Genomic DNA, 24,194 nt, shown 5'->3' on the forward strand with positions numbered 1-24,194 from the left:
ATTCACCCCGCCGTCGCGAGCTCGGCCGATCCGACCTTGGCGTAGATCCCCATCGCCGCGTCCCGGCTCAACCCGTCGACCGGGGTGTCCAGCACGACGCTCCCGGAGCGCAGCCCGACGATCCGGTGCCCCCAGCTCAACGCCAGGTCGACCTGGTGCAGGCTGCAGAGCACGGTGAGCCCGTCCTCCCGGCCGATCTCCGCGATCAGGTTCATCACCTGCGCCGCCGAGTCCGGGTCCAGCGACGCGACCGGCTCATCCGCGAGCAGGACCTCCGGCTTCTGCAGCAGCGCCCGCGCCACCGCGACACGCTGCTGCTGCCCGCCGGAGAGGGTGTCCGCGCGCTGCAGCGCCTGGTCGGTGAGGCCGACCCGCTCCAGCTGCTCCATCGCGGCGTAGCGGATCCGCTTCGGGTAGGCGAAGAGCCCGAGCCGCGGGCCGCGCAGGCTGCCCAGCGCGCCCGTGCACACGTTCTCCAGCACCGTCAGCGATCCGACGAGGTGGAACTGCTGGAACACGAACCCGACCCGGCGGCGCAGCGCTCGCAGGCCGGATCCGCGCAGCGAGCCGACGTCCTCGCCGAGCACGCGGACGCTTCCGGAAGTCGCGCGCTGCAGCCCGTCCACGTGGCGCAGAAGGGTGGACTTGCCCGATCCGGAAAGCCCGAGCAGGACGACGACCTCGCCCCGCTCCACGTCGAGCGACACCTCGTCCAGCGCCCGAACGCTGCCGAAGGACTTGCCGACCCGGTCGAAGGCGATCACTGGCATTGCTTGTCCTTGGTCACGTCGCAGACCTCGCGGATGCCGTTGTAGAACGCGTCGTCGACCGGGGCGAACCCGTACCCGTCGACGTCGCCGATCTTGCACTCCCCGGTGCAGAACCCGTTGGCGCGCAGGTAATCGCTGTTGGCCTTGTCCCGCAGCGCGGTAATGATCTTCCCCTTCAGCGCCGGGTCCAGGTCGTCGGAGATGGCGACCGGGTCGCCGGGGATCACCACCGACTTCCACACCGCGGTCAGCTGGCCGGGCTGCAGCTGGCCCTTCTCGACCAGCTGCCGGTCGACCATGCTGTCGTAGGCGAACCCCGCGTCGCAGTCGCCCTTGGCGACGGCGATCGCGGAGGCGTCGTGGCCGCCGGCGAAGACCGGCTGCACGTCGGTATCCGGGTTGATGCCCGCCTGCAGCGGGCCCGCCTTCGGGTACAGGTAGCCGGAGGTCGAGGTCGGGTCGACGAAGCAGACCTTCTTGCCGCGGAAGTCGGCCAGCGACGTGATCCCGCTGCCCGGGCGGGTGATCGCGTAGGAGCGGTAGCCGGGCTGCTCGCCCTTCGCCTCCACCTGGCCGGCGACCGCGTTCGCAGGCACGCCCTGCTTCTTGGCCAGCACGTAGGAGAACGGGCCGTACTTCGCGATGTCGATCTTCCCGGCGCGCTGGCCCTCGATGATCGCGGCGTAGTCGGTGGCCTTCTGGAAGGTGATCTTCTTGCCGGTCTCCTTGGCCAGCAGGTCCAGCACCGGCTGGTAGTCCTGCTGCAGGCTGGCCGATTCCTCGGACGGGACGGCGGCGAACACGAGCTCGTCGGACTCGCCGCCCTGCTCGGCCGCGCTCGGCCCGCACGCCGAGAGCAGGCCCAGCACGGCGAGTCCGACGACCAGTCGGCTGATGCGTTTCACTGCAGATCTTCCTTTGCTGGCAGTACGAGTTCGGGGAGGTCGCGGACGGATTCGAGGACGTGGGTGGCACCGGCTTCGGTGAACGCGGCGCGGTCGTGCGCGCCGGTGAGCACGCCCGCGACGATCGACGCCCCGGCGCACAGGCCGGAACGCACGTCGTACGCGGTGTCGCCGACGGTGGCGACTTCGCGCACGTCGTCGATGCCCAGCCGCAGCAGGGCGGTGAGCACCATGTCGGGGTACGGCCGTCCGCGGCCGGCCTGCGCCGGGGTCAGGGTCAGGTCGGTCAGCCCGCCCCAGCCCAGCGCGTCGAGGATCTGGCGCTGCGTCGTCTCGGAGAAACCGGTGGTCAGGGCGACCTTGATGCCGTTGTCGCGGAGTCGCCGGATCGCCGCCTCGGCGCCGTCGATCTCCCGGCAGTCGCCGTCCGCGACGCGTTCGGCGTACGCCCGCTCGAAGGCCTGGTTCGCCCGCTGCGCGAGGTCTTCGTCGCCGCTCAGCAGATGCCGGAAGACGGTGATCTTCGATTCGCCCATGGTGCGGCGGACGTAGTCGAGCATGCCCGGGAACGCGGCGTCGTCCTCGGCGACGCCGACCTCGCCGATCGCCTGCGTGAACGCCCGCTCGACCAGGCCGTCGTCGGCCACCGTCGTGCCTGCCATGTCCAGCACTACCAGCTTGATCATGCGTCGATCTCCTGCCAGGTGTCGGCGGCGATCGCCGGGGAACAGGTCATGCCGCGCCCGCCGGGACCGGTCACCAGCCAGACGCCGGGGAGCACCTGCTCGCGGTGCACGACGCGCGACTTGTCCGCGGTCTGCGCGTAAACCCCGGCCCAGCGGCGCGCGATCCGCGGCAGCGGGCGGCCGAGCAGTTCCTCGGCGCGCTGCTTGAGGTGCTCGTAGGGATCTTCGTGAACGTCGAACGCGAACGGTGCGTCGTACTCGTGGGTGTCGCCGATGGTCAGTCCACCGTGGACTCGTTGCACCATCAGCAGCTGCATGCCGTTGTCCGCGGCCACCTGCGGCTGCGACTCGGTGGCGTTGAGTGCGTCCAGCGCCGCGCCGCGGTAGCCGGGGTAGTAGCGCATGCTGTCTCCGTCGGCGATCGAGGTCGTCAGGGTTTCGCCGAGCGGATCGGTCTGCATCATCTGCAGCCGGACCCGGCGAACCGGCAGCTCCGGCCGCAGTTCCCGGACCAGACCGCCGAGGGCCGCGCCGGTGCAGAGAACCACGACGTCGGCTTCGTGCCGCTCGCCGGTGTCGTCCCGCGCCCAGCCCTCGCCGACGTCGCGAACCTCGCGACCGGGCAGCCAGGAGTAGCGGCCGGTCTTGGCGAGGTGCGCGCGCAGCGCGGGCTGCGCGGTCCGCGACTCGACGGCGCCGTCCTGCTCGCACCACAGCGCGGCCAGCATCTCGCCGCGCAGCGCCGGGTTCAGCGTCCTCGCCTCGGCCGGGTCGAGCAGCTTCGTGCCGCGCTCGGCGGCGTCCGGGCGGGCGACGAACTCCTCCGCCACCGCCAGCTCGGCCGGCGTCCGGAGCACGGTCAGCGAGCCGTTGCCGCGGAAGCCGAGCTCCGGCACGTCCGCGGCGATGCGCTCCCAGTCCTGGCGGGCGCGCATCGCGACCTCCAGGTCCGGGCCGGCTTCCCGGCCGCTGACCCAGATCAGCCCGAAGTTCCGGACCGAGGCACCGCGAGCCTCTGCCTCGCGCTCCAGGTGCACCACTTCGTGGCCCCGCTCCAGGGCCCGCAGCGCGTGCATGGTGCCCAGCACGCCGCCGCCAACAATCAGAACTCGCACGGCGCAAACACTCGCGGCCGACGACGAATAGCCAGTGCAGGCGCGGCGAACCCCAGGTGAACACCACCAGAAGGACTAGATCAGTTATCTGTTCGTTATTTTTGATGTCTTCGGAGAAAGGTTCGGCCTGGTCAGCTGCCATGCGTACTTTTGGCTGCTATGGCGACAGTTTGACCCGTTGGCGCAGTGATGAGTCGTCGTTGGCTGGTGTGGAGTCAACGGCCTGTTCGCCTCGATAGGTGAGGTGAACGGTCCGTTCACTGCAGCCGTCCGGCGTCGGCGGGGATCGGTCGGTGTGGAGTGAACGGCCCGTTCATCTCGATAGGTGGGGCGAATAGGCCGTTCACTCCGCCACCTCGAAGCCACCAGCCGACCTACCACGACGCCGCGCCACCACATCCAGAACAGCCTCTATAGCGACACAAAGCACTCACGTGTGCACCGGCGACGACACGGCCGCAAAGGGGTTTTCAGTCGCGGAGGCGGGTGACGAGGCTGAAGCGGTCGCCGCGGAACAGGGAGCGGACCCGCTCGATCGGCTCACCGTCCGGGGTCCACGAGCACCGGTGCAGCAGGATCATCGGCGTCGCCGGGTTGGTGCCGATCAGCAGCGCCTCGCGCGGCGTCGCCAGCACCGTCTCGATGCGCTCCTCGGCTTCGCCGAACCGCACACCCAGCTTCTCCTGCAGGAACGCGTACAGCGAACCGGTCGGGTCGAACTCCCCCAGCAACTCCGGAAAGCGCTGCTTCGGCAGATAGCTCGACTCCAGCCCGACCCGCTCGCCATCGGCCATCAGCACCCGCTCCAGGTGCACCACCTCGGCCCCCGGCGCCAGCCCGAGATCCGCCGCCAAGCGCGGATCCGCCGACCGCGACTCGACGGTGATCACCGTCCGGCCGGGCTCCTTGCCCTGCGCCCGGACGCCTTCGGTGTAGCTGGCCAGCGCCAACGGCTGCACGATCTTCGGCGGCGCCACGACGGTCCGGCTACCCTGCCGGCGGATCAGCCGGCCTTCGAGCACCAGCTCGGTGACGGCCTGCCGCAGCGTCACCCGCGAGACGCCGCACCGCTCCGCGAGCTCCCGCTCCGCAGGCAGCGCGGCTCCCTCTCCGAGCTCCTCGACCAGTTCGAGCAGCTCGATCTTCGCCGCGTAGTAGCGCGGAATCCGGCCGTGTTCCGGGATTCCGGAACGAACCGGCTCATCCGCCCGGTGATCGATGCTCACGACGGGGAACCCTACGGGGGCTCAGCCCAGCAGTCTGTCCTTGATGGTGATCGCCACTGCGATGATCGCCAAGCCGAACCCGCTGTAGACGAGGACGTCCACGGCCCGGCTGCGGATCGCCAGCAGCCCCGTCCGCTCCGGCGGGATCACGGCGCGCATCGTCGCCGCGAGCAGCAGCGTGACGCCGAGCAGCACTGTACCCCGCCGCCAGTGCCCCATCGAGACCAGGAGCAGCCCGATCAGCACGATCAGCAGCACCAGGCCGAACGGCACGTGCACCGACAGGCGCGACCTGCCGTCGAACCGTTCGCTCACGCCGTTCCTCCCATCGTCGTGCCGTCTGCGGATCAGCCGGCGTTGCGTTCCGCGGCCTCGACGACGTTGGTCAGCAGCATCGCGCGGGTCATCGGCCCCACCCCGCCCGGGTTGGGCGACACGAAACCGGCGACCTGCACGACGTCCGGGTGCACGTCCCCGGCCAGCCCGGCGTCGGTGCGGCTCACGCCGACGTCCAGCACCGCCGCGCCCGGCTTCACCATGTCGGCCATGATCAGGTGCGGCTTGCCGGCCGCCGCGATGACGATGTCCGCGCGGCGCACCTCCTCGGCGAGGTCCCTGGTGCCGGTGTGGCAGAGCGTGACGGTGGCGTTCTCGCTGCGCCGGGTGAGCAGCAGGCCGATCGGGCGGCCGACCGTGATGCCGCGGCCGACGACGGCGACCTGCGCGCCGTTCAACGGCACGTCGTAGCGGCGCAGCAGCTCGATGATGCCGCGCGGCGTGCACGGCAGCGGCGCCTCCTCGCCGAGCACCAGGCGCCCCAGGCTGATCGGGTGCAGCCCGTCCGCGTCCTTCTCCGGCGCGATGCGCTCCAGCAGCGGGCCCGCGTCGAGGTGCTTGGGCAGCGGCAGCTGCACGATGTAGCCGGTGCAGGCCGGGTCGGCGTTGAGTTCGTCCAGCACCGCCTCGACGTCGGCCTGGCTGACGTCGGCGGGCAGGTCCTTGCGGATCGACTTGATACCGACCTTGGCGCAGTCGTTGTGCTTGGCACGCACGTAAGACTGCGAACCCGGGTCATCGCCGACCAGCACCGTGGCCAGTCCGGGGGCGTGCCCCTGCTCGACGAGCCGGGCGACCCGCGGTCGCAGCTCGTCGAAAATCGCGTCCTTGGTGGCCTTGCCGTCCAGAATCGTCGCGCTCACGGCTGTTCATCGTGGCAGACGGCGCCCGGCGCGTCCCGGCCGGTCCGGCAATGCCGCCACGCCGACGGCAACCAGCGTGAGCAGGACGCCGAGCACGGTGGACGCCGGGATGCCCGTCCCGGCGGCCGGGGCGAACACGTCGAGCAGCAGCGCGCCGACCAGCTGGCCGGCGATCATGCCGAGGCTGAGCACCAGCACGCCGGTGAAGCGCACCAGCGCCACCGAGCCGCCGATCACGAAGATCCCCAGGAAACCGCCGGTGTAGAGCCACGGCTCCGCCGGGAAGTGCGGGAGGCCGCGCAGCGCCACTTCGACCGCGAAGGCCACCGCGAGGGCCGTCATCCCGATGCCGAAGTTGAACATGGCCGCGAACACCGCCGAGTCGGCCGCCTGCTTCATCCGGCCGTTCACCGCCGCCTGCCAGCCGAGCCCGATCCCGGCCAGCGCGGGCAGCAGCACCAACCAGCTGGCCTCGCCGCTGCCCAGCTTCGCGGACACCGCGATCACCACCGCCACCACGGCGAGTCCCGCTCCCAGCAGCCGCGCGGGCGTCACGTGCTGCGGCCCGGCGGGGCCCAACCCGAGCCGGTCGACGACGAGCCCGCTGCTGACCTGCCCGGCCACCACCGCGACGGTGAACATCGCGACGCCGAGCGCGGCCGCCGCCATGCCCTGGGTGAACACCAGATATCCGCCGCACACGCCGCCGAGGCACTGCCACGGCCGCAACCCGCCCGGCCTGCGCAGCTCCGTGCGCAGGTTCCGCCACCCGCGCCTCGCCTGCGGGAACGCGAAGGTGGCGGCCAGGAGCACGACGAAACCGCCGAAGAACGAGATCAGCCCGGCTGCGATGCCGTCGTCCATCCGCACGCCGAGCGCGCCGTTGATCCGCGCCTGGATCGCGAGCAACACCCCGACCCCAGCAGCGCCGACCATGCCGAGCGTCCGTTCCCGGGTCTTCGGCCGGTCTTCCTGGTGTCGCAACGCAGAAACAGTCACGTAACCGCAGTCTGCTCCCTCTCCCGCGGCGCACGCGACGCCCGGGCGCTGTGATGTGCGACAAACCCGAAGCCCACGAAGGCCAGCCCGGCCGCCGCTGCGGCGGCCATCGCCGGGCCGGAGATGTCGAGCATCCAGCCCGCCAGGGGCGAGGCGATCGCCCCGCCCAGCGTGGTGGCGCTGGTCAGCCAGCCGAACGCCTCGCTGCGCCGCTCGGCGGGCGCCAGGTCCGCGATCCGCCCGTTGCCCGCGGCCAGCGTCGGCGCGATCGCCGCGCCGCCGATCAGCAGGATGGCGCCGACCAGCCACGGCGAACCGGGATCGGCGATCGGCGGCAGCGCCGGCACCAGCGCGGCCATCCCCAGCGCGGCCAGCAGAACCCGCAGCCACAGCCGCGGTCGCGCCGCGAAGCCGCCCGACACCAGGCCGCCGGTCAGCGACCCGACCGCCCACACCATGGCCAGCAGCCCCGCAAGCTCGGGCGCACCGCGCTCCCGGGCCCAGCCGACGAGCACCAGGTCGATCGAGATCAGGCCGCCCACCAACGCGGCGTAGAACAGCAGCAACGACGTGAAACCGCGCACCCGGAACAGCGATCCCGCCTCACGAGCGCCGCTCGTGCCCTCCGCGGGCGCCTCGCGCAGCCCGGCGCGCAGCAAGGACGCCGCGAAGATGATCGATCCGAGAGTCGCCCAAGCCGCGCAGGCGAGCATCGCGACGACCGTGCCCCAGATCGCGACCACGAAGGTCGCCAGCATCGGCGCGACGACGAACAGCAGCTCCTGCAGCGTCGCCTCCACCGCGAAGGCCGCCTCCCGCGCCGGACCATCGGTCAGCCGCGGCCAGATCGCCCGGCCGATCTGGGTGATCGGCGGGTGCGACAGCCCGGTGAACATCGCCACGGGCAGGATCAGCCACCACTGCGCCGGATCCACCCAGCGGGTCACCAGGACCAGCGCCACCATCCCCAGCCCGGAGCCCAGACCGGTCACGACCAGCAGCTTCGGCGCCGAGCTGCGGTCGGCGGCCCGGCCGCGCAGCGGTCCGGCGATGGCCTGGCCGACCGTCACCATCATCCCGATGACGCCGCCGATGGCGTACGAACCGGTCCAGTCGACGACCAGGAAGGCCAGCACCATCGCCAGCGCCGGCATGTGCAGGCGTCCCAGCAGGCTGAAGGCCATCAGGCTCGACGCATGCGGAACCGCCGCCAGAAGTCGGTAGGGACGAAGCACGTGCCTCACTCTGGCTTCTGGCACGCCCGTGCCGCTACCGAATTTCGTCGACCGTCCGCCGCCGACGTGGCGCCGCTGATCGATACACCTGGTGGTGTGATGTTCATCCGCCCGCCCAACAGGCAGGCTTTCGTGACGAGATCACCGCGCGCTGTGACAAGGATCTTGTGCGCGAGGACGTGTGCTGGATGAACGGCACCGAACTCGCACACAGCGCACATGACCGCACCCGCGTCGAGTAGCGTCTTGGCGGGGTGGAGTCGGGTTGCCTCGTCGAGAGGGGGAGGATGTCACCCATGTCGCGTCCGACAGCGATCAGTCCGGAAGAGCAGGAGCAGATCGCCCGCAGGATCGGGGTTCTGCTGTTACAGGGCGCTCCCGAGGACTGGCAGGAGATCACGGTGGAGTACCGCGCCACCGGTGAGTACCACGACCTGCTGGGTGAGGTCGCCGCTCAGGACGGCAGCTCCCACCCCTGGGAGCCGCCGACCGAACTGCAGGAGATCTTCGAGCGCCTGCGCGAAGGCATGTACCGGCCCGATGTGGGCACCTGGCTCAGCGCCCTCTACGTCGTGGAGCGCCCGTCGAGCTACCGCATCGATATCAACTTCGATTCCGAACCGCAGTGGCACCGCCCGCTGCCGCGCGCCGCGTACGTCGACGAGCTGCGTCGCTACCCGCGCGCCGAGGAGAACATCCCGGACTGGATGCGGGACCGCTTCGACGGCCCCGCGCAGTCCCAGCCCGCCGAGCCGCCGGTCGCCGAGCCACCGACCGCTGAGCCGGCGGTCGCCGAGGCGCCGGTGACCGAGGCACCGAACGTCGAGCCGCCGATCGCCGAGGCACCGGTCGTCGACCCGATCGAGCTCGAGACCCCGCCGGCGGCCGAACCCGCCGTCGCCGAAACGCCGATCCCGGAGCCGGGGATCGCCGAGCCGGCCGACGGATTCCAGGTCGCCAACGTCTTCGACGACTACGACGAGCAGGGCCGCCCGGTCGTCGCCGAGCGCGAGCCGATCCCGGCCGAAGAGGTCGGGGCGCTGCGCCAGTACCTGGAGAACGCCCCGATCGTGCTCGCGTCCCGCGAGGACGAGGAGGACCAGCTCGACCCGGAGCGCACCGCGTCCGTGCCGGGCACCTGGCACACCGACGGCACCTGGCTGTGGCCGGGCGCCATCGCCTTCTACCTGACGCAGTACGGGGTGCCGCCGGAAGCCGAGCTCGTCGAGCACATCCGCCGGCGTGCGTTCCAGGTGCCCGAGGTCGACGAGGCCACCCGCGACGCGGCCGTCAGCGAGCTGCTCGACCAGCCCGCCGACGACCTCGACGGTGAGCTCGACCGCGAGCCGCAGGACTACGCGGAGCCCGCGGACGAGCCGGAACCCGACTTCGACGACGAGGCCGACGAGGCGCTCGCCGAGCCCGAGCCGTCGGGCGGATCCCGGCACGTGCTCGACGAGACCGACGCACCGGACACCCAGGAAGTGCTGGCCAAGCTGCACGACCGGCTCACCGACCACCAGGTGGACGGCCGCGGCTACCGGATCGGCAGCCACAGCCCGGACGCCCGCTGCCTGCTGGACGACGGGGCCGACTGGGTCGTCACCGCCGGCTCCGACGGCGGCGAGGACGTCCGGTTCGCCCGCGTCGACCACGCCGCGGCGTACCTGCTGGGCAGCCTCCTGATGGACCGGCCCGCGCCGACGCAGGTCGACGCGGCTGTGCCGCCGGCCGATCTGCCGGAGCGTGCCACGCCGGACTTGCCGCAGCGGTCGCCGGAAGCCGCCGATCTGCCGCAGCGTCCCGCACCGGAAGTGCCCGACCTGCCGCAGCGGGCGGCAGCGGAGGTCACTGATCTCCCGCAGCGCTCCGCAGAGGTGACCGACCTGCCGCAGCGCTCCGCGGCGGAAGTGCCCGACCTGCCGCAGCGGGCGGCGCCGGAACCGGATCACGGTGGGGCGAACCCGCTGTTCACCGCGAACCAGGACCCGGCGGGCGGACCGCAAGAACCGCCGCTGGACACCGCCGCGCAGGCGGGCGAAGAGGCCACCCGCTTCCAGCCCGCACCGCGCATGGACCGGCCCGCGCCGCCGCAGTCGGCGCCGGCGGCTCCGCCGTCGCCGCCGGTCGGGCAGCCCGTTCAGCCGCCGGTCGGCGGCCCGGGCGCACCGCCGCCGCTGCCGAAGCGCCAGCCGCGCCGGGAAAGCGGAGCGCCAGTGCCCCAGGCCGGACCCGCGCAGGGGCCGGTCGGCGGCGCGGAGCGGCGTCCTGGCCCCGGTGGGCCGGGCATGGCGGGGCCGCCCCGGCAGGGGCCGCCGCGTCCGCCGCAGGGCGGTCAGCCGGGTCAGCCGCAAGGCGGTCAGCCTGGTGCCCAGCCGCAGGGTGGTCAGCAGATCCAGCCGCTCAGCGGTGAGCCGCCGCTGACGCTGTACCGGGACCGCCGGATCGTGATGCTGCAGCCGGGCACCGAACTGGACCGGTTCGGCGAGCCGAACGGCAACGTCACCTACGCGATCCGCACGCCGTACACGCACCGTTCGCTGCCGCCGCAGTGGTCGAACCGCTCGTACTTCGCGTACCGGGTGCAGCGGCCGATCCAGGCGCTGCGCGGCACTGCGGTGCCGTGGTTCGAACAGCCCGGCGGTGGCACGGCATTCGTGCTCCCGACGACGATCGGCGACCTGCTCGCGGACGGCACCCTGGCCGAGATGCCGGCCAACGACCGCCCGCCCATGGAATAACCGATCCAGCTCAGCGCGAAGGGCGCCTGCGACCGGCAACGTCGGTCACAGGCGCCCTTCGCTCATTCCGGGCCCACATCTTCCCGGCCACAACAGGAATTCTCCTTGCCACGGCGGTCTTTTCGCCCCAGGGCGCCTTGCTCGACAACCCGAGGCGGGTAGCACCTGCCAAACGACGAGGCAGAAGTCCCTTTCAGGTCAACGAGTTCCGGCGAACTTCGCGCCGTGCGCGCTGCACGGCCGGTCAGTCGACGCGGAGGCCGTGGGCTGCGGCGAACGCGAGTGCCGTCATCGTGTCGATCCGGGCGCCCCAGAGCTTCGCCTGAACCAAGGCATCGGCATCGATCCGGGCGTCACGCACGTCGGCATCGTCCAGCCTGGCACCGAGCATGCGCGCGCCGGTGAAGTCCGCCTCGCGAAGATCGCAGCGGCGCAGATCGCATTCGACGAGATTGGCTTCCCGGAACCGGATTCCGCGCAGGTCCAAGCCGCGCAGGTCCGCCTTGCCCATGCCGACCAGCGTCAGATCCGTCTCGCGCAGCGTCCAGGCGCGCAGGCGGCAGTCCACGAAGCTCGAACCGAGCAGGCTGCATCCGTCCATGCTGGACTTTCCGAACACGGTGCGCTCGAACTTGCACGACCGGAACGCCGTCGCGACGTGCTTGGAACCGTTGAGATCGGTGCCGGTGAAGACGCAGTCGGAGAACACGCAGTTGCGAGTGCTCAGGCCCGTCAGGTCGGCGTCGGTGAAGTCGCAGCGCTCGAAGGTCCGGCCCTCCCACTGCTCGTCCGTCAGCACCGCGTCCTGGAAATCCTCGCCGACCAAGCTAGTCATGACTCCTAGAGTGGCACGTGACACCGACCCTCATGGAGGCACCATGCGCGTGCGCCGAGTCGTACCCAACATCCGCGCCGACGACCGCTCGGCCACCCGGGACTTCTACGTTGACGTCCTGGGCTTCCAGGTCGTCATGGACCTCGGCTGGATCGTCACCGTGAGCGCACCCGACGATCCGCAGCGCCAGATCAGCATCATGGGCGAAGACGCCACGGCGCCGACGCACCCCGACATCTCCGTCGAAGTCGACGACGTCGACGCGGCGCACGAGGAAGCGCTGCGGCGGGGTCACGAGATCGTGCACCCGCTGACCGACGAGCCGTGGGGCGTCCGCCGCTTCTTCTGCCGCGACCCCAGTGGAACGGTGGTCAACATCCTGTCCCACCGGTGAGCATTAATAGCCGATCGTCGCGAACGAAAAGCCCGTGGCGCCCTGCCACGGGTTCTGCCAGCCTGCGCCGGGAATCCGATAGTGCTCGCACATGCAGACCTCGACTCAGACGCGCCGATGTCGGACGCCCGCGCCGAAGAACTCATCGCCGCGCTGGCACCGCTGGACTCCGTCGAAGTCGTCGATCTCGGCTGCGGATGGGCGGAGCTGCTGCTGCGACTGCTCGAAGCGGAGCCGAGCACGACCGGCATCGACACCACCGACGAAGAACTGCCCCGGGGCCGCCGCAACGCCGAGGCTCGCGGCCTGGCCGAGCGGGTGCGGTTGGCGCAAGGCGACGCCGGCGGCTGGGACGGAACCGCGGACGTGGCGATCTCGATCGGCAGCAGCCACGCATGGGGCGGCACCCGGCAGGCGCTCGAAGCGATCCGGCCGCGACTGCCGCGCGGCGGCCGACTCCTCTTGGGCGAGGCCTTCCGGGACACCGCGTCGATGCGGAACGACCTCGACGTGGAGCTGTCGCTCGCCGAACTGGTCGAGCTCACCGAGGAATGCGGATTCCGCATGCTGCGGCTGGCCACCGCCGGCACCGACGAGTGGGACAGCTTCGAATCCCGCTGGTGCGGCGCCTTGGAGAAGTGGCTGCTGGACAACCCCACCGCGGCCGGACACGACGAAGTCCGCGCTCTGGCCGACGAGCACCGCACCAGGTGACTGCGCGGATACCGCGGCCTGGTCGGCTTCGCCTACCTCGTGCTGACCCCGGGCTCGTGAGAGCTCAAGGCACGACGACGACCGGCCGGACCGCTTCGACCACCAGCGTCGCCGGCACGGTGCCGAGCAGGCCGCCGCGCCGGCGGGACCGGCCGACCACGATCAGATCCGCCCGGTACTGCTCGGCGACCTGCTCCAGGCCGACGGCCGGATCGCCGCGGTGGTGCACGAAGTCCCAATCGATGTCCACCCACTTCAGGTGGGACACCACTTCCTTCTTCAGCTCCTCGACCAGGCTCTCGGCCGCCTCGCTGGCCACGGCTACGCCCATCGGCGACCAATAGGCGACGCCGCCCACCGCCTCGACGTAGACCAGCACCAGGCGGGCACGCTCCCGCCTGGCCAGGCCGGCCGCCCACGCCGCGGCGTGGAAGCTCGCCGGGCTGCCGTCCATGCCCACAACGATGCCGCCCAGTCCGTCCTTGCCGATCTCGAATTCCCGCTCGGTCTTGTCGCCTTCGGCCACGCGGAGATGGTAGTGGGCGCGCGTCGAGCCGGTGGACGCATACGACACACTCGAAACGTGAACGGCGCGCATACCCCCTCCGACCTCGAACGTCGTGTGCTCGACGCGGTGGACGTGAACGGGATTCTGGACGACCTGCGAGAACTCGTCGCGATCCCCAGCGTCGGCGGCACCAGCGGCGAACACGACGCCCAGCAGTGGTGCGCCGACAAGCTCGGCTCGCTGGAGCACCGGGTGGACCACTGGCGCATCGACGTCCCTGCCCTCGCCGAGGAACCCGGCTTCCCCGGGCAGGAAGCCGACCGCGACGTCGCCTACGGCTGCGTCGGCGTGCACGGGGACGGCCCGGAGCCCGCGCTGATCTTCTGCGGGCACACGGACGTCGTCCCGCCCGGCGATCTCGACCGGTGGCCGAACCGCGACCCGTACGCATTGCGCGTCGCGGACGGCATCGCCGCCGGCCGGGGCACCTGCGACATGAAGGGCGGGCTGGCCGCGATCTTCGGTGCGCTGCAAGCCCTGCGCGCCGCCGGGATCCAGCTCGCCCGGCCGGTGGCCGTGCACACCGTCGTCGGCGAGGAGGACGGCGGTCTGGGGGCGTTCGCGACGCTCCAGCGAGGCCATCGCGGGGCCGCGTGCGTCCTGGCCGAGCCGAGCTCGGGCACGATCGTCGCCGCGAACGGCGGTTCCCTCACGTTCCGGCTCGAAGTCGCCGGGCAGAGCACCCACGGTTCCACCCGCTACCGCGGCGTGAGCGCGCTGGACAAGCTCGCCGCCCTGCTCCCGGCGCTGCGCGAACTGGAGGCCCGCCGCAACGCCGACCCCGACCCGCTGGTGGCGCACCTGGAAGTGCCGTACCCGCTGTCGATCGGCATGGCGAGGGCCGGCGACTGGGCCAGCACGGTGCCGGATCTCGCGATCGCCGAAGGCCGCTACGGCGTGCGGCTCGACGAGTCGATCCCCGCCGCCAAGGCCGAGTTCGAAGCCGCCATCGCACAGGCCTGCGCCGCCGACCCGTGGCTCTCGGAACGCCCGGTGCGGGTCAGCTGGCCCGGCGGGATGTTCGCCAGCGGACGGCTGCCCGAAGGACACCGGCTCCTCGCCGAAACCCAGGACGCCGCAGCAGCAGCCGGAACGCCCCGACCAACGGCGGTGGGCGCACCGTACGGAACGGACCTGCGGCTTTACGCGGCCGCCGGAGTTCCGACGCTCCAGTACGGCCCCGGAGACATCCGCTACGCACACGCGCACGACGAGCACGTCGCGATCGCGGAGCTGGAACGGGCCGCGCGCGCCTACGCCCTGCTGGCGATCCGCCTCTGCGGCATCGCCTGATCGCCCACCACGCCGCTCGGCGCGCGATGGGTCACGAAGCCGGCGTCGACTTCTTGAAGATCTCGTACACCGCCAGGTAGTTCTTGTCGCCGTATCCCTCAGCGATCGCCCGCTCGGCGATCGTCGCCATCTGTCGCGGCAGATCGGCGTGGACGCCCTCGACCGCCGAGACGTTCGCCGAACCGACCAGGGCGGTCGCGTGCAGGAAGCCGTTCATGGTCGCGTACATCATGCCGAGCAGGGCCGTGTTGTAAAGCACCGCCAGGCTGGGGTCGGTGCCGAGGAAACGGGCGGCGCCCATGCTCGCCAACGTCGCCCGATGCTCGCCGAACACCTCCTCGGACCCGCTGTACAGGAAGACGGATTCGGGGTGGCCAACGAGCTGTGGCGACACCATGATCGCGACGGCCGAGCGGATACCGCGAGTACGCGGAAGGGGACGTCGCCACGGTGCGAGGCATCCGCATGCTGCTCGCCGCGGGCCTCAACACCGCGACCATTGCCGAATTGCTGCCGTGCATGGTCAACGACGGGCAAACCCTGGCGCCGGCCTGTTCCGGCATGCTGCCCGACCTGAACCGGGAACGTGAGCGCATCGACGAAGCGGTGGCCAGCCTCCTGGCCGCCCGCGACGCACTGGACACCATCATCGATGCCACGGTGTCGGCGGGCGTCGACGATCTGAATGCCTGCGACGCGGCCGGTGCCGCGAAGATCGACTTCTCCTGACGCTTCCTTCCCGCAGGACGCGGCGATCGGCGGTGCCGAACGGGCCCGGGCACGGCATGCCGGCACGCACGTCGTGCCCGGGCTCTTGGCGTTTCCAGCGTCCGCCGGTCAGATTGGGGGAACAACACTCTGGGAGGGAGAAGTGTCCTTCCGCTGCCGGTCGGGCATGGTCGACGCCCGGTTCGGTGGCCGCAGTCACCAGCGAGATGCGAGGCTCGCCGCAGCTAGTGGAAGTCACGCGAGGTCGAGGGGATGCGTACTTCCAGTTTCTGCAGCCGGTCAGCTCTCAAATTGATCACTCCTTCCGCTCGTTCGACGATTCCGCGCACCAGCAAGGCGGCGCTGGTACGCCCGACTTTCCGGTAACGCGCCCACAAACCCGGTGAACACATGACGTTGACCATGCCGGTCTCGTCCTCCAGGTTCAGGAACGTGATGCCGCCCGCCGTGGCCGGTCGCTGCCGGTGGGTCACCGCGCCGCCCACCAGCACCCGGGAACCGTGCTCCACTTCGGACAGTCGCTCCGCCGGGATCGCGCCCAGCTCGTCCAATCTGGCTCGGACGAACTGCAGCGGGAAACTGTCCGGCGACACCCCGGTGGCCCACACGTCCGCGGCGGCCACCTCCACGCCGTCCATCCCCGGCAGCGCCGGGGCGGCGGCCGACGCGGTGGTGCCCGGCAACCGATCCGGCCGATCATCGGCAGCGGCGGCGGCGTTCCACAACGCCTCCCGCCGGGACAGGCCGAAGCAGCCGAACGCGCCCGCCGTCGCCAGCGCCTCCATCTGCGCGGCAGTCAGCTGCGTTCGGCGCGCCACATCGGCCATATCGACGTACCGGCCGTTCTCCGCGCGCTCCATGACTAATCGCTCGGCGGCGCTCTCGCCGAGCTTGCGCACGGAAGCCAATCCCAGGCGTACCGCTCGCTTGCCCTCGCTGTCGGCGTCCGGCTCCAAATCGGCCTGGGCGCGACTCGCGTTGACATCAGGCCCGCGCACCCGCACCCCATGTCGGCGGGCGTCGGCGACCAGCGACTGCGGCGAGTAGAAGCCCATCGGCTGGGCCTTGAGCAGCGCGGCGCAGAACACCGCCGGGTAGTAGTGCTTGAACCACGCGCTGGCGAACACCAGCAGCGCGAAGCTCAGGGCATGGCTCTCCGGGAAGCCGTAGTTCGCGAAGGCCAGCATCCGCTGATAGATCCGCTCCGCCAGTTCCCCGGAAATGCCCTTGGCCGCCATCCCCTCGAACAACCGCCCCCGGAGTCGCTCCATCCGCTCCTCGGAACGCTTGGCCCCCATCGCCCGCCGCAGCTGGTCCGCCTCGGCCGCGGAGAAGCCCGCGACGTCGACCGCCAACTGCATCAGCTGCTCCTGGAACAGCGGGACGCCGAGGGTCTTCTTCAAGGCACCGGCCATCGACGGGTGCTCGAAGTCCCAGTCCTCCAAGCCGTTCCGGCGCCGGATGTACGGGTGCACCGAACCGCCCTGGATCGGGCCCGGCCGGATCAGCGCCACCTCCACCACGAGGTCGTAGAACTCCCGCGGCTTCAGCCTCGGCAACGTGGCCAGCTGCGCGCGGCTCTCCACCTGGAACACCCCGACCGCGTCGGCCCGCCGCAGCATCTCGTACACCGCGTCGTCGTTCAGGTCGAGCTCGCCGAGGTCGACCTCGACCCCGTGGTGTTCGAGGGTCATGTCGATCGCGTAGTGCAGCGCCGAGAGCATGCCGAGCCCCAGCAGGTCGAACTTGACGAGGCCGACCTCCGCGCAGTCGTCCTTGTCCCACTGCAGGACCGTGCGACCGGGCATCCTCGCCCACTCCACCGGGCAGACCTCGCCGACCGGCCGGTGGCAGATCACCATCCCGCCGGAGTGGATGCCCAGGTGCCGGGGGAAGCCCAGCAGCTCACCGGCCAGCTCCCGCACGGGCTCCGGAATCTCGGAGTCCTCCGGCAGCGGCCCCCAGTGCTCGATCTCCTTGCTCCAGGCGTCCTGCTGCCCGGGCGAGTAGCCGAGGGCCCGCGCGACGTCCCGCACCGCCGAGCGCGGTCGGTAGCTGATCACGTTCGCGACCTGCGCGGCGTGCATCCGGCCGTACTTGCGGTAGACGTACTGGATCACCTCCTCGCGGCGATCCGACTCGATGTCCAGGTCGATGTCGGGCGGCCCGTCCCGCTCCGGGGCCAGGAAGCGCTCGAAGAGCAACTGGTAGCGGACCGGGTCGGCGTTGGTGATCCGCAGCGCGAAGCACACCGCCGAGTTCGCCGCCGACCCCCTCCCCTGACACAGGATCCGCTGCTCCCGGCAGAACTCGACGATGTCGGACACCACCAGGAAGTAGCCGGGGAACTCCAGCTGCTCGATCAGCGCCAGCTCGTGCTCGATCTGCTGGTAGGCCGAGGGTTCGTCCTGCGGCAGGCCGTACCGGTCGAGCGCGCCCCGGAGGACGAGTTCGCGCAGCCAGCTCGCCTCGGTGCGCCCCATCGGCACGTCGAACGGCGGCAGCTTCGGGGCCACCAGCTTCAGGTCGAAGGCGAACTCCCGGCCCAGCTCGGCGGCCCGCTGCACGGCCCCCGGGTAGCGGGCGAACAGCTCGGCCATCTCCGCGCCGGAACGCAGGTAGTTGCCCGCCCAGCCGGGCAGCCAGCCATCCATGTCGTCCAGGCTGCGGCGGGCCCGGATCGCCGCCACCACAGCGGCCAACCGAGCGCGGTCCGGCCGGGCGAGGTGCGCGCCGGTTGAGGCCACTGTGGACACTCCGGCTCGATCGGCGAGCCCGGCCAGCGCGTCGTTTCGCGCCGAGTCGGCGGGCAGCCCGTGGTCGGCCAGCTCCACCGTCACGTGGTCCTGCCCGAACAGCCCGATCAGCCGGTCCAGCTCGGCGGCGGCCGCCGCCGGGCCGCTTTCGGCCAGCGCCGCCGGGACCGCGCCCTTTCGGCACCCGGTGAGCACCTGCCAGTGCCCCGCCGCCGCGCCCGCGAGCTTCTCCAGGTCGTACACCGGACGGCCCTTCTCCTCGCCCTCCAAGTGCGCCTCGCTGATCGCCCTGCACAAGCTCGCGTAGCCGGCCGGATCGCGGGCCAGCACCAGCAGGTGGCCGCCTTCGGGGTCGGGAATCCCGTTCTGCGGCACCGAAAGCCCCAGGCTCAGCTCGGCGCCGAACACGGTGCGCACCCCGTGCTCGGCCGCGGCCTCCGCGAAGCGGACCACCCCGTACAGCCCGTCGTGGTCGGTCAGCGCGATCGCCTCCAGCCCGAGCCGAGCCGCCTCCGCCGCCAGCTCCTCGGGATGGCTCGCACCGTCGAGGAAGCTGAAGTTGGAGTGCGCGTGCAGCTCCGCGTAGGGCACCGCCGCCACCGCGGCAACGGCGTCGGCCTCGTACCTGGCGCGCCGCCGGGTCCACGCCGGGCTGTCGTTCCCGTCGCCGGGATGCCGCTCGTCGCGCGGGCCGGCCCCGTCGGCCTGAGGCAGTCGGCCGGAGAGCGCTTTCTCCAGGTCCGACCAGGTCTGGGGAGGGTTGAACCAACTCATGAAATCCAGTGAACTCCTGTTCGATTCACCGTTGCTACCGAATAAGCCGCACTCCACTCGAACGAGTGTTCGCCGCTATCGATAGGCACCCTGCACCCACCACCGGCCCTCCTCGTGCACCAAGAGCAGCGCCACCTCGCCCACCTCGGCATCGCCGTCCCCGGCCGGATCCGCTTCCGGTTCGAGCACGACCTGGACCCGCACCACATCCCGCGCCGGCACCTGCGCCGCCGGCGCCGTCTGACCGGCGCCGCCCGCCAGCAGCTCCGCCCACCAGCGCTCGGCCACCGGCCACGGCCCGGCCCAGCCGGACACCGCCCGCGACCGCCCACCCGACACCTCCACGCGGCACGGGGCGGCAGTGAGCCGATGCCGACCAGTGACGCCCACTGGACGGTCCTCGTCGTCGAACACCGCCGCAGGCCACGGCGAATCCGGCACCACCGAGGGCGACGGCGACGGGATGCGCCCCGGCCACGGCCGGTCGGCGGGCAGCGCAGGACGGCACTCGTCGCCCCACGGCACGAACCGCACCTGATCGCGCAGGTCCCGGCCGCCGCCGAGCACCCCGGTCAGGACCGCCTCCGGCCCGAGTAGGCCCTGCACCCGCGCGAACGCGCGCCCGGCGCGGGCATCCGCCTCCCCGGTCGCGGCGTTGAGCAAGTCGAGCTGCAGGCCACCCGCCCCGACCACCTCTTCCGGCCGCAGGCTCAGCACGCTCACCCCGGCCGTCGGGCGCTGCCGACCGCTGCGACCGTGCAGCCAGCCGTCGAGCTGCCAGCGCACCCGATCCGCAGTGGCCGCCGGCGTCAACGGCTCCGCGCAGCGCCAGACCCGGTGCAGCTCCTCGCCGTGCTCGGTACGGGCCGAAATACCCAGCCGGGTGCAGGCCAGCCCGAGTTCCCCCAGCCTGGCGTGCAGTTGGTCCGCCAGGACCTTGGCCGCGAATGCGGCCTCGTCCACCCGCTCCACCGGCGGGTCGAGCTCCTCGGACACCACCAGGTCCGGCGGCGGCTGGCGCCGCAGGACCGGCCGCTCTTCCCGGCCGCCGGCCGCGCGGTGCACCAGCAACGCGGCCTGGCCGAACCGGGTGGACACGTCCGATGAGGACAGCGCAGCGAACTCGCCCAGCGTGCGAACCCCCAGTCGCCGCAACAGATCCACCAGCTCCGCCTGATCTGCGGTGCGTTGTCCGGACAGCCTGTCGGTGAGCTGGTCGATCTCCTCGATCTGCAGCGGAGCGAGGAACTCCCGGCTTCGGCCCGGGGCCACGAGTTCGTTGCGCCGGGCCGCCAGGACCGCCGCGAACAGCCCGTCCGCGATGCCGATCTGGCACTCGACGCCGACCTGCGCGTCCAGCTGGTCCAGCACGCGCTCGGCGACGGCCTCCTCCGAACCGAAGTACCGGGCCAGCCCCCGCGCCGGGACCGCCACCAGACCCGGACGCACGACCTCCACGCCCGGCATCAACTCCTCGACCGCCGCCACCACCGGCTCGAACAACCGCGCATCCCGGGCCGGATCGTGTTCGCACACAACAAGTTCCGGGCACCGGCCCTGCGCTTCGCGGCGGCGCATCCCACGACGCACCCCGCTGCCGCGGGCAGTTTCGGAACAGGCCACCACCCGGTTCGCCGCGAACACCGCGGCGGGCACCAGCGGGCCGAGCTCGGCCGCACGAGAGGCGGCGACCACCGGCCAGTCCGGGCACCAGATGACGAGTCGACGAGGCGGCACCGCGCTCACCCCGCCACCGGGCGCAGCTGCGGCCGAGCACTCTCGCCCGGCTCGTCCGCGGGCACCCCGATCGCCCCGTCGCGCGCCGGGAGCAGCAGTCGGCACGAGCGCGGCCTGGATGCCGCTCCGCGCCCTCCCGATCGCACCGTGACGGCACGTTCCCGCAGGTAGCCATGGCCCTGTCCAAGTCCTCGCCAGTCGGCACCGACGCAGCGCAGCTGCACCTCGGCACCCGTCCACGGGCCGAACGGCAGCAGCACCGAGCCGCGGTTGCGCGCCCGCGCCGACAGTCGCCGGGCATCCGAGTCGGCCACCTGCCGGGTACCGCCCACCACCACCAGGTCGACCCCGTCCAGCAACGCGGCGATCACGCCCACCGGGTCTCCGCCCGGCCGCGGCACCACCGCGAGCCTGGCGAGCTCCACGCCGGCTTCGGCCGCCGCCACCAAGCTGATTCCGGGCAGCCCCACCACCGCCGCCCACGATCCGTTCGCCGTCGCCTCGGACAGCAGCGCGAACAGCAGTGAGACCGATCCGTGCACCGCCACCGTGCTGCCACGGCGCAAACCTGGCCATGGCAGCACGGCGGCGAGCTCCGTCCGCGTGGGCAGCACCCGGCCCGCTCCCGGAATGCCGCCGACCTCGACGGCCTGCGCACCCACGAACACCCCGTCAGCCGTGGACGCGCTCAGCGCCGTCAAGGACGCCATCGCGGACATCGCCGCCTCCCCACATCGTGACCGCATGGATGCCCGACCCCGGCGCGGGCACCCATTCAGCCGCTGCGGGGAAGGCAGCGGTGGAACCGGCGCTGCGCCTGCACCCGAACACGGCGCCGGTTCCATCGGAGTAGCCGACCCCGACATCAGCCACTTCCGTTATCTCGAACCTCAGTTCGAACAAGTCAAGTAAACCCTGCACAGCGACCCGCGTCAAGGGCCTCGACCGGATCAGGTGAACATTTGTTCGATCATCTGATCTTGGCGGAAATGTCCGCTACAACTTGACCCATGACCGCGTTTCCAGCTCGCGGGGAAGCCGTCGTCCGAGCAGTTCCGGCGGCCGACCGAGCAGGCGGGCCAGCCCACGGCGAGCCCGCGAACGGCGAACGACACCGCCCGTAGCCACCGGCCTTGCGCCGACGGCTGCGGCACGCAGCCCGAGGAGGCAAGCAACCATGCGCACGGACGAAACGCGCGCCGATCACCGCCCGGCCAGGGCGACCGGCGAAACGAAAACGGTGCGGCCGACCGAAGTCGACCGCACCGTCCACAGTGCACCGGGTTCAGTGCGCGAAGTGGCGCGTCCCGGTGAAGTACAGCGGCACGCCGGCGGCCTCGGCCGCCGCGATGGTCTCCGCGTCCCGGACCGAGCCGCCGGGCTGCACGATCGCGCGAACCCCGGCGTCCAGCAGCACCTGCGGGCCGTCCGCGAACGGGAAGAACGCGTCCGAGGCGGCCACCGAGCCCTTCGCCCGGTCGCCCGCCCGCGACACCGCGAGGCGCGCCGAGTCGACCCGGTTCACCTGGCCCATGCCGACACCGACGGTCGCCCCGTCGTCGGCCAGCAGGATCGCGTTGGACTTCACCGCGCGGCAGGCGCGCCAGGCGAACTTCAGGTCCGCCAGGGTCGCCGCGTCCACCGGCGAGCCAGCCGCCAGCGTCCAGTTCGCCGGGTCATCGCCCTCGGCGTCGATCGCGTCGGAGCCCTGCACCAGCATGCCGCCGGAGATCGCCCGCATCTCGATCCGGCCGCTCTTGGGCGGCTGCGCGGTCAGGATCCGGATGTTCTTCTTCTTGCTCAGCACGTCCACGGCGCCGTCGGCGTAGCCCGGCGCCACGATCACCTCGGTGAAGATCCCGGCGACCTGCTCGGCCATCGCCACCGACACCTCGCGGTTCGTCGCGATGACGCCGCCGTACGCGCTCACCGAGTCGCACTCGTGCGCCTTGCGGTGCGCCGCGGCGATGTCGTCGGCCACCGCGATGCCGCACGGGTTGGCGTGCTTGATGATCGCCACGCACGGCTCGCTGTGGTCGTGCGCAGCGCGCCAGGCCGAGTCGGCGTCGACGTAGTTGTTGTACGACATCTCCTTGCCGTGCAGCTGAGCCGCGGCCGCGAGCCCGGTCGCTTCGCCGCCGGAGACGTACAGCGCGGCGGGCTGGTGCGGGTTCTCGCCGTAGCGCAGCGCGGAGCGCCGCTCCCAGGTCTCCCCGATCCAGCCGGGGAACACCGAGTCGTCCCCGGTCGGCACCTTGCTCATCCAGGACGCCACGGCGACGTCGTACGACGCGGTGTGCCGGAACGCGGCCGCAGCCAGCTCGACCCGGTCGGCCAGCGTGAAGCCGCCCCCGCGGACCTGCTCCAGCACCCACTCGTAGCGGCTCGGGTCGACCACGACGGCGACGTTCGCGTGGTTCTTGGCGGACGCCCGCACCATCGCCGGCCCGCCGATGTCGATCTGCTCGATCACCTCGTCCGGCGCGGCGCCCGAGGCCACCGTCTGCACGAACGGGTACAGGTTCACGATCAGCAGGTCGAACGGCGCGATGCCCAGGTCGCGCAGCTGGTCCGCGTGCTCCTGGCGGCGCAGGTCGGCGAGCAGCCCGGCGTGCACCCGCGGGTGCAGGGTCTTGACCCGGCCGTCGAGCGCCTCCGGGAAACCGGTGAGCTCCTCGACCGGGGTGACGGGTACGCCCGCGGCGGCGATCGTGCGGGCCGTACCGCCGGTGGACACGATCTCCACGCCGGCGGCGTGCAGCCCGGTGGCCAGCTCCAGCAGGCCCGACTTGTCGGACACGCCGATCAGCGCGCGGCGAACTGCTCGCCGCTCCTGCGAGTTCGTGGTCACGGGATACTCACCTTCCGTCCCTGCACGGTCCAGCCGTGCAGTGCCAGCTGTTCCAGGGTGTCGACCAGCAGCCGCCGCTCGACGGCCTTGATCCGCTCGTGGAGGCTCGCCTCGTCGTCGTCGGGCCGCACCTCGACGGCCTCCTGCGCGAGGATCGGCCCGGTGTCCACGCCGGCATCCACCACGAAAAGCGTGCAGCCGGTGACCCGGACTCCATACTCCAGCGCATCCCGCACCCCGTGCATGCCGGGGAACGACGGGAGCAGCGCGGGGTGGCTGTTGAGGTACCGGCCGGCGAAGCGGGCCAGGAAATCGGCGCCGACGAGCTTCATGAACCCGGCGGAGACCACCAGGTCCGGCTCGTGCTCGGCGCAGGCCTCGGTCAGCGCGCGGTCCCACTCGGCGCGGTCGGCGTGGTCCTTGACCCGGCGCACGAAGGTCGGCACCCCGGCGCGCTCGGCGCGGGCCAGTCCCTCGATGCCGTCGCGATCGGCGCCCACCGCGACCACCTGCACCGGGAAGTCCGGCGAACTGGTCTCGTCGAGCAGCGCTTGCAGCAGGGTTCCGGATCCGGACACCAGCACGACGACCCGTGCGGGGCCGGCGGTGGCGAACCGGGTTGACTTCGAGTGCTCGGCGGCGCTCGGCTGGTCGGGCGTACTCGGAT

The 24,194-nt window shown here is 71.7% G+C and carries 22 protein-coding genes; 5 read left to right on the top strand and 17 right to left on the bottom strand.

What is annotated here, in order from left to right:
• Positions 1–2: 2 nt before the first annotated feature.
• From phnC to E1288_RS17525, 9 genes are all read right to left on the bottom strand, one after another.
• A complete protein-coding gene (phnC, locus tag E1288_RS17485) occupies positions 3–770 on the bottom strand; it encodes a phosphonate ABC transporter ATP-binding protein (RefSeq protein WP_132486350.1) in 768 nt (255 codons plus the stop codon).
• Positions 761–1,675: a phosphate/phosphite/phosphonate ABC transporter substrate-binding protein gene (locus E1288_RS17490; RefSeq protein WP_132486352.1), complete on the bottom strand. Its 915-nt coding sequence runs from the start codon at positions 1,673–1,675 to the stop codon at positions 761–763. Before E1288_RS17490 ends, phnC begins: the two co-directional genes overlap by 10 nt.
• The gene (locus E1288_RS17495) at positions 1,672–2,361 is read right to left on the bottom strand and encodes a phosphonatase-like hydrolase (protein ID WP_132486354.1); all 690 of its coding nucleotides are present in this window, start codon (positions 2,359–2,361) and stop codon (positions 1,672–1,674) included. The genes E1288_RS17490 and E1288_RS17495 overlap by 4 nt, the downstream gene beginning before the upstream one ends.
• Positions 2,358–3,476, bottom strand: coding sequence for a TIGR03364 family FAD-dependent oxidoreductase (locus tag E1288_RS17500; RefSeq protein ID WP_132486356.1), 1,119 nt, complete (start codon positions 3,474–3,476; stop codon positions 2,358–2,360). The genes E1288_RS17495 and E1288_RS17500 overlap by 4 nt, the downstream gene beginning before the upstream one ends.
• Before the next feature lie 470 nt (positions 3,477–3,946).
• Positions 3,947–4,702, bottom strand: coding sequence for a GntR family transcriptional regulator (locus E1288_RS17505; protein ID WP_132486358.1), 756 nt, complete (start codon positions 4,700–4,702; stop codon positions 3,947–3,949).
• Positions 4,703–4,723: 21 nt separating this feature from the next.
• The gene (locus tag E1288_RS17510; protein ID WP_132486360.1) at positions 4,724–5,017 is read right to left on the bottom strand and encodes a DUF3017 domain-containing protein; all 294 of its coding nucleotides are present in this window, start codon (positions 5,015–5,017) and stop codon (positions 4,724–4,726) included.
• Positions 5,018–5,049: 32 nt separating this feature from the next.
• Positions 5,050–5,901 carry a bifunctional methylenetetrahydrofolate dehydrogenase/methenyltetrahydrofolate cyclohydrolase gene (locus tag E1288_RS17515; RefSeq protein ID WP_132486362.1) on the bottom strand — a complete coding sequence of 284 codons (852 nt, stop codon included), beginning with the start codon at positions 5,899–5,901 and terminating at the stop codon, positions 5,050–5,052.
• A 6-nt stretch (positions 5,902–5,907) separates the two neighbouring features.
• Entirely contained in the window at positions 5,908–6,900 is a 993-nt protein-coding gene (locus tag E1288_RS17520) for a DMT family transporter (RefSeq protein WP_235883622.1), read from the bottom strand.
• Entirely contained in the window at positions 6,897–8,135 is a 1,239-nt protein-coding gene (locus tag E1288_RS17525; protein WP_132486364.1) for an MFS transporter, read from the bottom strand. Before E1288_RS17525 ends, E1288_RS17520 begins: the two co-directional genes overlap by 4 nt.
• 296 nt (positions 8,136–8,431) lie before the next feature.
• On the opposite strand from E1288_RS17525, the gene E1288_RS17530 reads away from it, so the two are divergent.
• Positions 8,432–10,876: a TNT domain-containing protein gene (locus E1288_RS17530; RefSeq protein ID WP_132486366.1), complete on the top strand. Its 2,445-nt coding sequence runs from the start codon at positions 8,432–8,434 to the stop codon at positions 10,874–10,876.
• A 244-nt stretch (positions 10,877–11,120) separates the two neighbouring features.
• On the opposite strand, the gene E1288_RS17535 is transcribed toward E1288_RS17530, so the two are convergent.
• Positions 11,121–11,711 (bottom strand): pentapeptide repeat-containing protein, encoded by a 591-nt coding sequence (locus E1288_RS17535; protein ID WP_132486368.1) that lies wholly within the window; start codon positions 11,709–11,711, stop codon positions 11,121–11,123.
• Between the two features lie 43 nt (positions 11,712–11,754).
• Between E1288_RS17535 and E1288_RS17540 the strand changes: the two genes are divergently transcribed.
• Entirely contained in the window at positions 11,755–12,105 is a 351-nt protein-coding gene (locus tag E1288_RS17540; protein WP_132486370.1) for a VOC family protein, read from the top strand.
• Positions 12,106–12,186: 81 nt separating this feature from the next.
• Entirely contained in the window at positions 12,187–12,819 is a 633-nt protein-coding gene (locus tag E1288_RS17545) for a class I SAM-dependent methyltransferase (RefSeq protein WP_207954403.1), read from the top strand.
• A 64-nt stretch (positions 12,820–12,883) separates the two neighbouring features.
• Here E1288_RS17545 and E1288_RS17550 read toward each other — a convergent pair whose 3' ends face one another.
• The gene (locus E1288_RS17550; protein ID WP_029536194.1) at positions 12,884–13,345 is read right to left on the bottom strand and encodes a universal stress protein; all 462 of its coding nucleotides are present in this window, start codon (positions 13,343–13,345) and stop codon (positions 12,884–12,886) included.
• A 57-nt stretch (positions 13,346–13,402) separates the two neighbouring features.
• Between E1288_RS17550 and E1288_RS17555 the strand changes: the two genes are divergently transcribed.
• Positions 13,403–14,680 (top strand): ArgE/DapE family deacylase, encoded by a 1,278-nt coding sequence (locus E1288_RS17555; protein WP_235883623.1) that lies wholly within the window; start codon positions 13,403–13,405, stop codon positions 14,678–14,680.
• Between the two features lie 31 nt (positions 14,681–14,711).
• On the opposite strand, the gene E1288_RS17560 is transcribed toward E1288_RS17555, so the two are convergent.
• A complete protein-coding gene (locus tag E1288_RS17560) occupies positions 14,712–15,077 on the bottom strand; it encodes an imine reductase family protein (protein WP_207954404.1) in 366 nt (121 codons plus the stop codon).
• Positions 15,078–15,145: 68 nt separating this feature from the next.
• Here E1288_RS17560 and E1288_RS17565 point away from each other — a divergent pair, with 68 nt between their 5' ends.
• On the top strand, positions 15,146–15,409 hold the full coding sequence (locus tag E1288_RS17565) for a MerR family transcriptional regulator (protein WP_207954405.1): 264 nt from the start codon (positions 15,146–15,148) through the stop codon (positions 15,407–15,409).
• A gap of 224 nt (positions 15,410–15,633) precedes the next feature.
• Here the strand turns inward: E1288_RS17565 and E1288_RS17570 are convergent, their stop codons facing one another.
• The 5 genes from E1288_RS17570 to purN form a co-directional block, all read right to left on the bottom strand.
• The gene (locus tag E1288_RS17570; protein WP_132486374.1) at positions 15,634–18,939 is read right to left on the bottom strand and encodes an error-prone DNA polymerase; all 3,306 of its coding nucleotides are present in this window, start codon (positions 18,937–18,939) and stop codon (positions 15,634–15,636) included.
• A 75-nt stretch (positions 18,940–19,014) separates the two neighbouring features.
• Positions 19,015–20,685, bottom strand: a complete 1,671-nt coding sequence (locus E1288_RS17575) for a DNA polymerase Y family protein (protein WP_132486376.1) — start codon at positions 20,683–20,685, stop codon at positions 19,015–19,017.
• Positions 20,682–21,395, bottom strand: coding sequence for a hypothetical protein (locus tag E1288_RS17580; protein ID WP_132486378.1), 714 nt, complete (start codon positions 21,393–21,395; stop codon positions 20,682–20,684). The genes E1288_RS17575 and E1288_RS17580 overlap by 4 nt, the downstream gene beginning before the upstream one ends.
• A gap of 566 nt (positions 21,396–21,961) precedes the next feature.
• Entirely contained in the window at positions 21,962–23,527 is a 1,566-nt protein-coding gene (purH, locus tag E1288_RS17585) for a bifunctional phosphoribosylaminoimidazolecarboxamide formyltransferase/IMP cyclohydrolase (RefSeq protein WP_132486380.1), read from the bottom strand.
• Positions 23,524–24,105, bottom strand: coding sequence for a phosphoribosylglycinamide formyltransferase (purN, locus tag E1288_RS17590; protein ID WP_328592464.1), 582 nt, complete (start codon positions 24,103–24,105; stop codon positions 23,524–23,526). The genes purH and purN overlap by 4 nt, the downstream gene beginning before the upstream one ends.
• Positions 24,106–24,194: the final 89 nt, after the last annotated feature.

It is taken from the genome of Saccharopolyspora elongata (assembly GCF_004348985.1).
Taxonomy (GTDB): Bacteria; Actinomycetota; Actinomycetes; order Mycobacteriales; family Pseudonocardiaceae; genus Saccharopolyspora; species Saccharopolyspora elongata.